The organism is Mycobacterium sp. NGS33 (genome assembly GCF_059812885.1).
The window spans coordinates 202,300-214,256 of record NZ_JCALDN010000001.1; the positions used below are offsets into that span (position 1 = coordinate 202,300).

Here is an 11,957-nt window from a genome sequence, read left to right on the forward strand (position 1 = left end):
CAACGCCGAAATGTTCCAATCGTGGTCATGAAAATTCTGGCGCGCTTCCGCAAGGCCGCACCGGCACCCATCTACGACCGGATCGGTGGGCACGAGGCGATCGAAGTCGTGGTCGAGGACTTCTACGTCCGGGTGCTTGCCGACGCGCAGCTGTCCGGCTTTTTCACCGGCACGAACATGAGCCGCCTCAAGGGCAAACAGGTGGAGTTCTTCGCCGCGGCCCTGGGCGGCCCGGAGCCCTACACCGGCGCGCCGATGAAGCAGGTGCACCAGGGTCGCGGGATCACCATGCGCCACTTCAGTTTGGTGGCCGGGCATTTGGCCGACGCGCTGGCCGCCGCCGGGGTGCCGTCCGAGACGGTGACCGAGATACTCGGCGCGATCGCCCCGCTGGCCCCCGAGATCGCCACGGCCGAAACCACCACGGTGTGAACGCGCCGGCGGTCTCGCGTCGGTGACACCGGCTCGCCGCGCGGCGACAATGCTATGCATGTCCCGCACATTTGACGACCTGATCGCGGAGGCGGACGCCGCCCCACTCGACGGTTGGGATTTTTCCTGGTTGGACGGCCGGGCCACCGAGGAACGTCCGTCGTGGGGCTACCAGCGGCTGCTGCGCGCCAGGTTGGCGACGGTGTCGGCCGCGCTGGACATTCACACCGGCGGCGGAGAGGTGCTCTCCGGCGCGGCACCGTTCCCGCCCACCATGGCGGCCATCGAGACGTGGCCCCCCAACGCGGCCCTGGCCACCCGTCGCCTGCATCCGCTCGGCGCGGTGGTGGTCGCGACCCGCGACGAACCGCCGCTGCCGTTCGGCGATGACGCGTTCGACCTGGTGACCACGCGGCATCCGATCTCCGTCTGGTGGTCGGAGATCCTGCGGGTGCTGCGCCCCGGCGGCACCTACTTCGCGCAGCAGATCGGCCCCGCCACCCTGGGCGAGTTGGTCGAATACTTCATCGGGCCGCAGCCGGAGAAATGGACCGAGTTTCACCCGGACACCGTGCGCGCGCAGGCCGAGGCGGCCGGGCTGCAGATCGTCGACATCCGCATGGAGCGGATGCGGGCCGAGTTCTTCGACATCGGCGCGGTCGTGTACTTCCTGCGCAAGGTGATCTGGACGGTGCCCGACTTCACCGTGCAGCGGTATCGCGACCGGCTGGCCGAACTGCACGAGCGCATCGAATCCGACGGGCCGTTCGTCGGCCACTCCGTGCGCCTGCTCGTCGAGGCCCGCAAGCCGGCGTGAGTCAGCCCTCGTCGCGCAGCACGTCCAGTGCGTGCTGCAGGTCGGGCGGGTAGGGGCTGACGATCTCCATCCGCCTGCCGTCGGCCGGATGGGCGAACGACAGCGAGCGGGCGTGCAGCCATTGCCGTTCCAGGCCAAGCTTTTTCGCGAGCTTGGGGTCGGCGCCGTAGACGAGGTCGCCGCAGCAGGGGTGATGCAGCGCGGAGAAATGCACCCGGATCTGGTGCGTGCGGCCGGTTTCCAGGTGCACGTCGAGCAGGCTGGCGGCGACGAACGCCTCCACGGTGTCGTAGTGGGTGAGGCTGTGCCGGCCGTCCTTGGTGACCGCGAACTTCCATTCGCCGCCGCGGTGCCGCCCGATCGGGGCGTCGATGGTCCCGCTGGACGGGTCCGGATGTCCTTGCACCAGCGCGTGATAGCGCTTGTCGACGGTGCGCTGTTTGAACGCCCGCTTGAGCAGGGTGTAGGCGCGCTCGGACAGCGCCACCACCATCACCCCGGACGTGCCGACGTCCAGGCGGTGCACGATGCCCTGCCGCTCGGGCACCCCCGAGGTGGTGATCCCGTACCCGGCGGCGGCCAGACCCCCGAGGACGGTGGGTCCGGTCCAGCCCACCGACGCGTGCGCGGCCACCGCCGCCGGCTTGTCGACCGCGACGATGTCGTCGTCGGAGTACAGGATCGTCATGCCCTCGATGTCCACCGGCGTGTTCTGCAGCGGCGGTGGCGCGTCGGGCAGCCGCACCTGCAGCCAGGCGCCGCCGGTTAGCCGGTCGGACTTGCCGGCCTGCACGCCGTCGAGCTCGACGCCGCCGTCCTCGGCGATCGCGGCCGCCGCGCTGCGCGAGAGCCCCAGCAGCCGCGCCAGGCCGGCGTCGACGCGCATGCCCGCCAGTCCCTCCGGGACGGGCATCGAGCGGTCACTCACCCGCGCCGTCTCCGGCGTCGTCCTCGTCCTTGCGCCGGTCGCCGGCGGTGCGCCGGCCGACCGAGTCGAAGTCGAAGCCGAAGATCGACAGCACCACCAGCAGGATGGCGCCGCCGACCACCGAGGGATCCGCGACGTTGAACACCGGCCACCAGCCGACCGAGAGGAAGTCGACGACGTGGCCGCGCAGCGGTCCGGGGGCGCGGAAGAAGCGGTCGACCAGGTTGCCCATGGCGCCGCCGAGGATCATGCCCAGGCCCACCGCCCACCAGGGTGACACCAGGCGCCGGCCCATCCAGAAGATGCCGACCACCACCCCGGTCGCGATCAGCGTCAGCACCCAGGTGTAGCCCGTCGCCATCGAGAACGCGGCCCCCGAGTTGCGGACCAGGGTCCAGGTCACCGTGTCACCGATGATGGGCACCGGCTGGCCGGGCGGGAGCAGTTTGACGGCGAGGACCTTGGTGACGACGTCGAGGGCCAGCACGATGGCCGCGATCGACAGCAGCAGCCGCAGCCTCCTGGGCGCGGATTCGGGCGGCGCCACGGTGCCGGGCTCCGCGTCCCGCTCGATCGGGGCGGCCTCACCAGCCTGTTCGGCTGAGGTCACCGGCTCAGTCGATTTCGTCGGTTCTTCAGGCACTTCCCCATCATCCCCTACCGCCCCGCGCGGGCTCACCCTGTTCGCCCGGCGGCGATGCGCAATGATGCCAGCATGGCCCGCCTGACCGTGATCGCCACCGGGGGCACGATATCGACCGGGACCGGCGACGACGGGGTGCACCGGCCCTCGTACAGCGGGGCCGATCTGACGGCCCCCTTCCGCGAACAGCACGACGTCGAGGTCGTCGACCTGTTGGCGGTCGACAGCTCGGAGCTGACGCTGGCCGATTGGGACCGGATCCGCGACGGGGTGACGGCCGCCGTCGACGGCGGCGCCGACGGGGTGGTGGTCCTGCATGGCACCGACACCATGGAGGAAAGCGCGCTGTGGCTCGAGCTCACCTATGCGGGCCAGACCCCGGTGGTGCTGACCGGCGCCATGCGCAGCGCCGACGCGCCGGACGCGGACGGCCCCGGCAACGTGCGCGACGCGCTGGCCGTGGCGGCCAGCCCGGCCGCCCGGGGCCTGGGCGTGCTGCTGTGTTTCGCCGGGCGGGTGCTGCAACCGCTGGGGATGAGCAAGGTGGCCACCGAGGACCTGAGCGGCTTCACCGGCCCGCTGCTCGGCACCGTGGCCGGCGACGTGAGACTGGCCGGCCCCAAGACCCGCCCGTACGTCGGCGAGCTGCGGGCCGCGACCGCGCCGCGCGTCGACATCGTCGCGGCCTACCTGGGCAGTGACGCGGTCGCCATCGACGCGTGCGTGGCCGCCGGGGCGCGGGCCGTGGTGCTCGAGGCGTTGGGGTCCGGCAACGCCGGGCCGGCGGTGGTCGACGCGGTGCGCCGGCACTGCCGCGACGGGGTGGTGGTCGCGGTCTCCACCCGCGTGCCCGGCGGGCGGGTCGGCGCCAGCTACGGCCCCGGGCACGACATGGCGGCCGCCGGGGCGGTGATGGTGCCGCGGCTGCGGCCGCCCCAGGCGCGCGTGCTGCTGATCGCCGCGCTGGCCGCGAAGCTACCCGCCGGCGACGTCGTTGCCCGGTGGGGCTGACACCGCTCGGACTTCTGAGGCCTGCAGCCCCCCGACGTAATCCGGCCAGTCCAGCGAGTCGACCGGGTTCGCGCGGACCAGGTCCCCGCCGTCGGCGGGAAACGTGCGGGCCGGGCCGGGCCCGGAGCTGCGGGTCTCGAAGCGCGCGGTGACCACGCCGTGGCCCGCGCCCTGCACCCAGCCGTGCCCGAGGTCGCGGTGGGCCACGTCGTCGCCGACCCGCCACCCGGCGTCGTCGGGGCCGGGAGCGAACATGGCGTCCGACGCCGTTTCCACTGACGCCGAATCATGTTGCGGCTCAAGCACTTCCAGGTCGGGAAACAACGATTCCTGGCGCACGTCGCTCAGCCCCGAAAAGCCAACGCCGAGCAGGCGAATCGGCCCGATCTCGCGCGGATCCAGCAGCAACCGCCGGGCCAGACCGAGCAGCGCGGCCACCTCGGTGGTGGCGTACGGCAGCGTCGCCGACCGGGTCAGCGTGCTCATGTCGGACTTCTTCAGCTTGACCGTCACGGTGCGCGCGCCGCGCCCGTCGCGCAGCAGGCGCTGATGGGCGTGCTCGGCGATCGGCTCGATCGCCTCCCGCAGCTGCTCCAGGCTGGTCAGGTCGGCGGCGAAGGTCGATTCGGAGCTGATCTGCTTGGCTTCGGCGCGCTCGGCGACCGGGCGGTCGTCGATGCCGCGGGCCAGCCGGTGCAGCGCCGGCCCGGTCGTGGCGCCCAGAATGTTCGCCGCCTCGGCCTCGGACAGCGCGGCCAGCTCCCCGATGGTCTCGATGCCGAGGCGATGCAGCCTTTCCTCGGCGACCGGGCCGATCCCCCACAGCCGGCGCACCGGCAGCCCGCCCAGCAGCGCGCGTTCCTCGGCGCGGCGCACCACCCTGACCCCGTCGGGCTTGGCCAGCCCGGAGGCGATCTTGGCGATCTGTTTGCCCGAACCGGCGCCCACCGAGGCGATCAGCCCGGTGTCGTCGCGGACCCGTCGGCGCAGGTCCTCGCAGAACGCCTCGACGTCCTCGGCGGACGCCCCGGCGAGCTGGGCGGGTTCGCCGAAGCCCTCGTCGAAGGACAGCTGCTCGACGACGGGCACCACGGCGCGGATGGTGTCGAAGACGCGTCGGCTGGCCAGTCCGTACACCACGCCACGCGGCGGCAGCACCACCGCACTCACCCCCACCAGCCGGCGGGCCTGATGCATGGGCATGGCCGAGCGCGCCCCGAACACGCGCGCCTCGTAGCTGGCCCCGGCCACCACGCCGCGCCCACCCACGCCGCCGACCAGCACCGGGCGACCGCGCAGGGTCGGGCGGGTGAGTTGCTCGACGGAGGCGAAGAACGCATCCATGTCCAGGTGCAGCACCCACCGAGACTCCACCCGATCGATGCTATTGGTCTAGCGTCGTTGGGTATGGAGCCTGACGGCACCAACGCACCGACGACGCGATGGACGCGGCTGCGCCACCAATGGAACGAGCGCCTGCGACCCGGGGAGCAGGCCACGGTGCTGGCCTGGGCCTCGTTCACCCTCACCTTCGCCGGGCTGCGCGGGCTCACCCACTGGATCCGCGCCGGGCACGGCCCCTCCGGCGGAGGGGTGTCGTTGGGCGGCAAGCACTTCCATCACTACAACATCGGCATCGGCTTGTTGGCGACGGTGGCCGGGGTGGGGCTGCGCGGCAGCGACGAGCAACGCCGGCACCCCGCGGCCGCGGTGGCGTACGGCGCCGCCAACGCCATGATCGTCGACGAGCTGGCGCTGCTGCTCGACCTCAAGGACGTGTACTGGGCATCGGATGGCCGCGAGAGCGTGGACGTCGCCGTCGGCGTCATCGCGACCGGGGCGACCGTGGTGGCCGGCATGCCGTTCTGGGCGCACGCCCACCGGGCGCTGCGATCGAGAAGTTGACCGCCGCGGGGTCAGGCCTTGGCGATGCTCACCCGCACGCCGTCGCCGATTTCGGCGCCGTCGCCCGGATCACCGAATTCGAAACGGGTGGCCAAGATTTCACCGGCGATCAGGTCGCGGTGGGTGCGTGCCCAGTCGGCCCGCTCGTCGGGCACCGCCATCACCACCGAAATCCGGTCGGACACATCCAAACCCGTCGACTTGCGCAGCTCCTGCAGTTCGCGGATCCGGTCCTTGGCCCAACCCTCGGCCTCCAGCTCCGGGGTCACCGTGCCGTCGAGCACCACCAGGCCCGCGCCGTCGGGCAGGGCCGCGGTGAATTCCGGGTCGGCGGCGACCAGGCGTGAGCTGTATTCCTCGGGTTGCAGCACCGCGGGACCGGCGGTCAGGGTGCCGTCGGGATTGACGACGCCCTCCCCCACCTTGACCGCCTTGATGGCCGCCTGCACGTCCTTGCCCAGCCGTGGCCCGGCCACCCGGGCATTGACGGTGAGCTCGAAGCGGCCGTAGGTGTCGATCGCGTCGGTCAGCTCGACGGCCTTGACGTTGAGTTCGTCGGCGATGAGGTCGACGAACGGCTCCAGCCGTCGCGGATCCTCCACGGCCACGGTGAGTTTCGGCAGCGGCAACCGCACCCGCAATTTCTTGGCCTTCCGCAGCGAGGACGCGGCCGAGCAGACGTCGCGGACCTGGTCCATCGCGGCGACCAGGTCGGGGTCGGCGGGCACGTCGCCGGCCTGCGGCCAATCGGTCAGATGCACCGACCGCTGCGACGTCAGGCCGCGCCAGACGATCTCGGTCACCGAGGGCAGCAGCGGCGCGGCCAGCCGCGCCGTCACCTCCAGCACGGTGTGCAGGGTGTCGATGGCGTCGACATCCTCCTCCCAGAACCGCGAACGCGACCGCCGCACATACCAGTTCGTCAGCGCCTCGGTGAACTGGCGCAGCTGCTCGCAGGCCCGGGAGATGTCGCAGGTGTCCATCTCCTGGGTCAGGTCGTCGCGCAGCTCGGCGAGCTTGGCCAGGATGTAGCGGTCCAGCAGCTGTGTCGAATCGGTGCGCCAGGTACCGACTTTGGGCGCGTAGAGGGCCAGGAAGCTGTAGGCGTTCCAGAACGGCAGCAGCACCTGGCGCACGCCCTCGCGGATGCCCTGCTCGGTCACGATGAGGTTGCCGCCGCGCAGGATCGGCGAGGCCATCAGGAACCAGCGCATGGCGTCGGAGCCGTCGCGGTCGAACACCTCGGACACGTCGGGATAGTTGCGCAGCGACTTGCTCATCTTCTGGCCGTCCGAGCCCAGCACGATGCCATGTGCCACACAGGTTTTGAAGGCCGGCCGGTCGAACAGCGCGGTGGCCAGCACGTGCAGGGTGTAGAACCAGCCGCGGGTCTGCCCGATGTACTCGACGATGAAGTCGCCGGGATAGTGGGCTTCGGCATCCCCCGCCGCCCCGCCCAAAAACCATTCATCGTTCTCGAACGGGAAGTGCACCTGCGCATAGGGCATCGAACCGGAGTCGAACCACACGTCGAGCACGTCGGGGATGCGCCGCATCGTGCTGGCTCCGGTGGGGTCGTCGGGGTTGGGCCGGGTCAGCTCGTCGATGAACGGGAGGTGCAGGTTGGTGGGGCGCACCCCGAAGTCGCGTTCGAGTTCGTCGAGGCTGCCGTAGACGTCGATGCGCGGGTAGGCGGGGTCGTCGGACTTCCACACCGGAATCGGGGTGCCCCAGTAGCGGTTTCGTGAGATCGACCAGTCGCGCGCGCCCTGCAGCCACTTGCCGAACTGGCCGTCCTTGACGTGCTCGGGATACCAGGTGATCTGTTGGTTGAGTTCGACCATGCGGTCCCGGAATTCGGTGACCGCGACGAACCACGACGACACCGCCCGGTAGATCAGCGGATTGCGGCAACGCCAGCAGTGCGGGTAGGGGTGCTCGTAGGTTTCGTGGCGCAGCAACACTGCGCCGTTGGCCGCGGCCGGTCCGCTGCCGTTCTTCAGGTCGCGGATGATGTGCGGGTTGGCGTCAAAGACGTGCTGTCCCTGATAATCCGGCACCGTGGCGTCGAAGCGGCCTTTGGAGTCGACCGGCGTGACCGGGACGATGCCGACCTTGTCGGTGGTCGCCATGTCGTCCTCGCCGTAGGCCGGTGCCATGTGCACGATGCCGGTGCCGTCCTCGGTGGTGACGAACTCGCCGGGCAGCACCTGAAATGCCTTGTCAGTGTCCATGAAGTACGGGAACGGGGGCAGGTACCTCGTGCCGAGCAGGTCCGCCCCGCGATGGGTGGACAGGATCTCGGGTTCGTCGCCCAACTCGCGCGCATAGGCGGCCAGCCGTGGCTGCGCGAGCACGAAACGCCCGTTCTCGGAACGGACTTCGACGTAGGTGACCTCGGGGTTGACGGCGACGGCGAGGTTGGACGGCAGGGTCCACGGTGTCGTCGTCCAGACCAGCAGGTGGGCCCCGTCCAGCGGGCCGCCGACCACCTTGAATCCCACCGTCAGGGCGGGGTCCTGGCGGCTCTGGTACACGTCGTCGTCCATCCGCAATTCGTGGTTGGACAGCGGGGTTTCGTCACGCCAGCAGTACGGCAACACCCGGTAGCCCTCGTAGGCCAGGCCCTTGTCCCACAGTTGCTTGAACGCCCAGATGACCGACTCCATGTAGGGCAGATCCAGCGTCTTGTAGTCGTTGTCGAAGTCGACCCAGCGCGCCTGGCGGGTGACGTAGGCCTGCCACTCGTCGGTGTAGCGCAGCACCGAGGCGCGGCAGGCGTCGTTGAACGCGGCGATGCCCATGTCGTCGATCTGCGACTTGTCGGTGATGCCGAGCTGGCGCTCCACCTCGAGTTCGGCCGGCAGCCCGTGGGTGTCCCAGCCGAAGCGGCGCTCCACCTTGTAGCCGCGCATGGTGCGGTACCGCGGGACGATGTCCTTGACGTAGCCGGTGAGCAGGTGACCGTAGTGCGGCAGCCCGTTGGCGAACGGCGGCCCGTCGTAGAACACGTATTCCGGTGCGCCGTCGCGGCGGGCGATGCTGGCGCGGAAGGTGTCGTCGCGGGCCCAGTAGTCGAGCACCTCGAGCTCGAGCGCCGGGAAGTCGGGCGCTCCGCCGGCCGGCTTGGGGTAGGCCTGGACGGAGTCCACCTGCGAAGCGTCGAGGTCAGCGTTATCGGTCACGGTGCGCGTTGTCTCCTGTGCCACGGTGCAAACCGGGGACGACGACGCGCTGGCTGCGCGAGCGCCGCGGTACCACCCCGCTTGCCGCGCTTTCGCGTGGCCGCTCGATGACGGCTGTGACGGGCCTACCCGTTCGGTTCTACTGAGCCAGGACGGCCGTTCTTCCGAAGGCTCCCCGGTGATGGCCGGATCGGCGCCAGTACAACGATTCTACGAAGACCCGCAAATCGGGGTGCACTCCAAGGGGTCGCCGGGGCGCAGAGCTACCTCTGCGACCAAGCGACCCCTTGGAGCTCGAGTTGCTCGACGTCCATCGAAGTTCGGCGTTCAGGCCCGGACTTCGAGGACACCGGCGCGCCACAGCGCGGCGTACACGTGGCGCAGCGGCACGCTCAGCAGGCGGGCGGCGCCGTCCACCAGCGGGTCGCCACCGGCGCCGAACGGCGGGGTGTCGGTGCGGCGGGGGGCCTTGGCCACCGGGGCCTGCGGCAGGGCCGGGATCGCGTCGGTGTCGCGCACCACGGTCAGCGTGCGGGCGGGCGCTCCGGTTACCACTTCGTCGTAGAAAGCTGCGGTCATCATCGCCTCCTAGAGGGGAGATCCAAACGGGGATTGATTGGACTGACGTGTCCCGTCCCGTGTCGGTTCCGATCTCGAGAACGCTTGGCCGGCAGGCACTTCGCGTTGCGAAGACTCAGCCGAGAAGGTCGCGCCGGAGACCGGAGGGGGACGAAACACGGTTCGGACTTCGATCCGGACTATCGCTGGAACGCATGTGCCCCTCACCTCCTCGCGGTCACGACGCATGCGCGGGTCGCATGCGATCTATGCGCAGCAGAGGAGCAGAACCCGACGACCGTCGGAAATCCGCACCCCTCTCGTCAGAGCTTCGGCACTACACGACGTGTCCTGGCCCGGAAACCGATCCGAGCGGAAGCCACCTGGGCTCAACCCTTAAGCCGGGAGGAGCTGTCCTGACCCGGGGCGTCTTTCGACGTTCGGGGTCAGTGGCCTGTATTCGTGTAGACGCCTCACCTAACGAGGTGCATACCCGACCGATAATGCACGACGGGTATGGCGGGGTCAAATCCCCGGATAGCGTGTCGGTGATTCTCTACGGATTCATGCGGGAGGCGTACAGCATTCGGTCAGGTTCGGGGCCCTGACCTGGGCGTACGACCCCCGGGGTCACTTCTCGACGAGGCCCTCGAGCCGGCCGATCGTGTCGATGAACTCCTCGACCATGTCGAGCACCACCGAGCGCGTCGGGCGGACCCGGTCGAGCGAGCCCACCACCTGCCCGACGAAGTAGGTGGCCAGCTCGCGTGCCTTGGCGCCCTGGTGGGCGGCGGCGGAGTTGATGCGCACTTGCGGCTCGGTGATCAGCGCGGTCTGCAGCGGCATGCCCAGCGGGTCGGGGTTTTCCGGCCGCTCCCACTCGTCGGTCCATGCGGTGCGCAGCATCCGCGCGGGCTTGCCCGTCATCGACCGCGACCGCACGGTGTCCGAGGAGCTGGCGGCCAGGAACTTCTCCTTGACCACGGGCACGGTCTCGGCCTCTTCGGTGGTCAGCCACACCGAGCCGCACCACACGCCCTCGGCGCCCAGGGCCAGCGCCGCCGCGATCTGGCGACCGCGGGCGATCCCGCCGGCGGCCAGGACGGGCACCGGCGCCACGGCATCGACGACCTCGGGGACCAGGACCATGGTCGCCACCTCGCCGGTGTGGCCGCCGGCCTCGGTGCCTTGGGCGACGATCAGGTCGACGCCCGCGGCGGCGTGCCGTTGCGCGTGCCGGGTGGTCCCGGCCAGCGCCGCCACCAGCACGTCCCGGTCGTGCGCGCGCTCGACGAGATCCGCCGGGGGCGGGCCGAGCGCGCTGGCGATCAGCCGGATGTTGTGGGAGAAGGCGACGTCGAGCAGCGGCTCGTAGGTCTTGGGCGAAATGTTCAGGCCACCCAGGGAGCCCCGCGGCTCGGCGGCGGCCGCGGTGACCCCGTAGCGGGCCAGCAGGTCGTCGACGAACGCGCGGTGCTCGTCGGGCAGCAGGGTGCGCGCCTGGCTCGTGTCGATGCCGCCCTGTTCGGCACCGACGTACTTGGGCGGCAACAGCAGGTCGACCCCGTACGGCTTGCCGCCGGTCTGCTCCTCGATCCAGGCCAGCTCGCTCTGCAGGCGCCCGGGGCTGTGCGCGGTGGCGCCCAGGACCCCGAAGCCTCCGGCGTTGGTCACCGCGGCCACCACGTCGCGGCAGTGGCTGAAGGCGCAGATCGGGAATTCGACTCCGAGCATCTCGGCGACCCTGGTTCTCATCGCCCGACGCTAAAAGTTATCGATTCCGAAGTCAATCGACCACGGGGCGTGGGCAACTCAGGGCGAGCGGCCGTCCGGGGGCCAGCTCGCCACACCCTCCTCGAGCGGCACCTCCAGGCTCTGCAGGATCGAGGCCACCATCCGCCAGGCCCCGATGACCGTGACAAGCTCGACGAGAACCGTTGTGTCACCCTGGAATTCGCGCTCACATGCGGCCCAGTTCGCGGCGCTCACCGCGCCGTCGCGCACCACGTCGTCGGTGGCCGCGAGCACGGCCCGCTCGGTGACGCCGAAGCCGGCGTGGTTGTGCCAATCCCGCACGCCGAGCAGGTCTTCGGCCGGCACGCCGAGCCGGGATGCGACGCGCCAGTGCTGGGTCCATTCGTAATCGCAGCCGGTGAGCCAGCCGATCCGCATGATCACCAGCTCGCGCAGCCGCGAGTCGAGGGCGCCGTGCCAGAGCATGGTGGCGAGCAAGTCGTTGATGCCGCGCGCCAGCGGCGGGTGGTTGAGCAGCACCTGGAAGATGCTGAGCTCGGCCATGTAGTTGGGGACGGCCGCCTCGTCGGCGGCGGCCTTGGCTTCGTCGAGCGGCAATCGGGGCAGGCGCGCTGTTGTCATCGGATGGGCACTCCTCCGTGCGGGCGGGACCGTCGCGTTCTCCCGTCATGGTAGTCAGCCGGGGGCGCGGCGACGACGGGTTTGCGTCCGACAGCCAAACAC

General features: G+C 70.4%; 11 protein-coding genes and 1 riboswitch. Of the genes, 4 read left to right on the top strand and 7 right to left on the bottom strand.

Features of this window, described 5'->3' with window-relative positions; all coding sequences use genetic code 11:
* The first annotated feature begins 27 nt into the window (after nt 1-27).
* Together AC5Y5B_RS00860 and AC5Y5B_RS00865 are read left to right on the top strand one after the other, a co-directional pair.
* Nucleotides 28-432: a group I truncated hemoglobin gene (locus AC5Y5B_RS00860; RefSeq protein WP_112633395.1), complete on the top strand. Its 405-nt coding sequence runs from the start codon at nt 28-30 to the stop codon at nt 430-432.
* A 58-nt stretch (nt 433-490) separates the two neighbouring features.
* A complete protein-coding gene (locus tag AC5Y5B_RS00865; RefSeq protein ID WP_112633396.1) occupies nt 491-1,249 on the top strand; it encodes a methyltransferase domain-containing protein in 759 nt (252 codons plus the stop codon).
* Nucleotide 1,250: 1 nt separating this feature from the next.
* On the opposite strand, the gene AC5Y5B_RS00870 is transcribed toward AC5Y5B_RS00865, so the two are convergent.
* Nucleotides 1,251-2,177 carry an RluA family pseudouridine synthase gene (locus tag AC5Y5B_RS00870; protein WP_500002743.1) on the bottom strand — a complete coding sequence of 309 codons (927 nt, stop codon included), beginning with the start codon at nt 2,175-2,177 and terminating at the stop codon, nt 1,251-1,253.
* Nucleotides 2,170-2,820 (bottom strand): signal peptidase II, encoded by a 651-nt coding sequence (gene lspA / locus AC5Y5B_RS00875; protein WP_500002745.1) that lies wholly within the window; start codon nt 2,818-2,820, stop codon nt 2,170-2,172. The genes AC5Y5B_RS00870 and lspA overlap by 8 nt, the downstream gene beginning before the upstream one ends.
* A gap of 54 nt (nt 2,821-2,874) precedes the next feature.
* Between lspA and AC5Y5B_RS00880 the strand changes: the two genes are divergently transcribed.
* Complete coding sequence (locus AC5Y5B_RS00880) at nt 2,875-3,831, top strand: asparaginase (RefSeq protein ID WP_500002749.1); 957 nt, start codon at nt 2,875-2,877, stop codon at nt 3,829-3,831.
* Here AC5Y5B_RS00880 and AC5Y5B_RS00885 read toward each other — a convergent pair.
* Nucleotides 3,796-5,205, bottom strand: a complete 1,410-nt coding sequence (locus tag AC5Y5B_RS00885; RefSeq protein WP_500002752.1) for a DNA polymerase IV — start codon at nt 5,203-5,205, stop codon at nt 3,796-3,798. The genes AC5Y5B_RS00880 and AC5Y5B_RS00885 overlap by 36 nt on opposite strands.
* Nucleotides 5,206-5,238: 33 nt before the next feature.
* On the opposite strand from AC5Y5B_RS00885, the gene AC5Y5B_RS00890 reads away from it, so the two are divergent.
* Nucleotides 5,239-5,736 (top strand): hypothetical protein, encoded by a 498-nt coding sequence (locus tag AC5Y5B_RS00890; RefSeq protein WP_205869131.1) that lies wholly within the window; start codon nt 5,239-5,241, stop codon nt 5,734-5,736.
* Nucleotides 5,737-5,747: 11 nt separating this feature from the next.
* Here the strand turns inward: AC5Y5B_RS00890 and ileS are convergent, their stop codons facing one another.
* From ileS to AC5Y5B_RS00910, 4 genes are all read right to left on the bottom strand, one after another.
* Nucleotides 5,748-8,888, bottom strand: coding sequence for an isoleucine--tRNA ligase (gene ileS / locus AC5Y5B_RS00895; protein WP_500003780.1), 3,141 nt, complete (start codon nt 8,886-8,888; stop codon nt 5,748-5,750).
* A gap of 360 nt (nt 8,889-9,248) precedes the next feature.
* Nucleotides 9,249-9,500, bottom strand: coding sequence for an Rv1535 family protein (locus tag AC5Y5B_RS00900; RefSeq protein ID WP_112633597.1), 252 nt, complete (start codon nt 9,498-9,500; stop codon nt 9,249-9,251).
* 287 nt (nt 9,501-9,787) lie between these two features.
* Nucleotides 9,788-9,971, bottom strand: a riboswitch (M-box (ykoK) riboswitch).
* Nucleotides 9,972-10,109: 138 nt separating this feature from the next.
* The gene (locus tag AC5Y5B_RS00905) at nt 10,110-11,234 is read right to left on the bottom strand and encodes an NAD(P)H-dependent flavin oxidoreductase (RefSeq protein ID WP_500002754.1); all 1,125 of its coding nucleotides are present in this window, start codon (nt 11,232-11,234) and stop codon (nt 10,110-10,112) included.
* Between the two features lie 57 nt (nt 11,235-11,291).
* Nucleotides 11,292-11,855 (bottom strand): carboxymuconolactone decarboxylase family protein, encoded by a 564-nt coding sequence (locus AC5Y5B_RS00910; RefSeq protein WP_500002755.1) that lies wholly within the window; start codon nt 11,853-11,855, stop codon nt 11,292-11,294.
* Between the last annotated feature and the right edge of the window lie 102 nt (nt 11,856-11,957).

Coding starts and splice junctions, on each gene's coding strand:
- AC5Y5B_RS00860 (WP_112633395.1), top strand. CDS start 28: ATGAAAATTCTGGCGCGCTTCCGCAAGGCCGCACCGGCACCCATCTAC.
- AC5Y5B_RS00865 (WP_112633396.1), top strand. CDS start 491: ATGTCCCGCACATTTGACGACCTGATCGCGGAGGCGGACGCCGCCCCA.
- AC5Y5B_RS00880 (WP_500002749.1), top strand. CDS start 2,875: ATGCGCAATGATGCCAGCATGGCCCGCCTGACCGTGATCGCCACCGGG.
- AC5Y5B_RS00890 (WP_205869131.1), top strand. CDS start 5,239: ATGGAGCCTGACGGCACCAACGCACCGACGACGCGATGGACGCGGCTG.
- AC5Y5B_RS00900 (WP_112633597.1), bottom strand. CDS start 9,500: ATGACCGCAGCTTTCTACGACGAAGTGGTAACCGGAGCGCCCGCCCGC.
- AC5Y5B_RS00905 (WP_500002754.1), bottom strand. CDS start 11,234: ATGAGAACCAGGGTCGCCGAGATGCTCGGAGTCGAATTCCCGATCTGC.
- AC5Y5B_RS00910 (WP_500002755.1), bottom strand. CDS start 11,855: ATGACAACAGCGCGCCTGCCCCGATTGCCGCTCGACGAAGCCAAGGCC.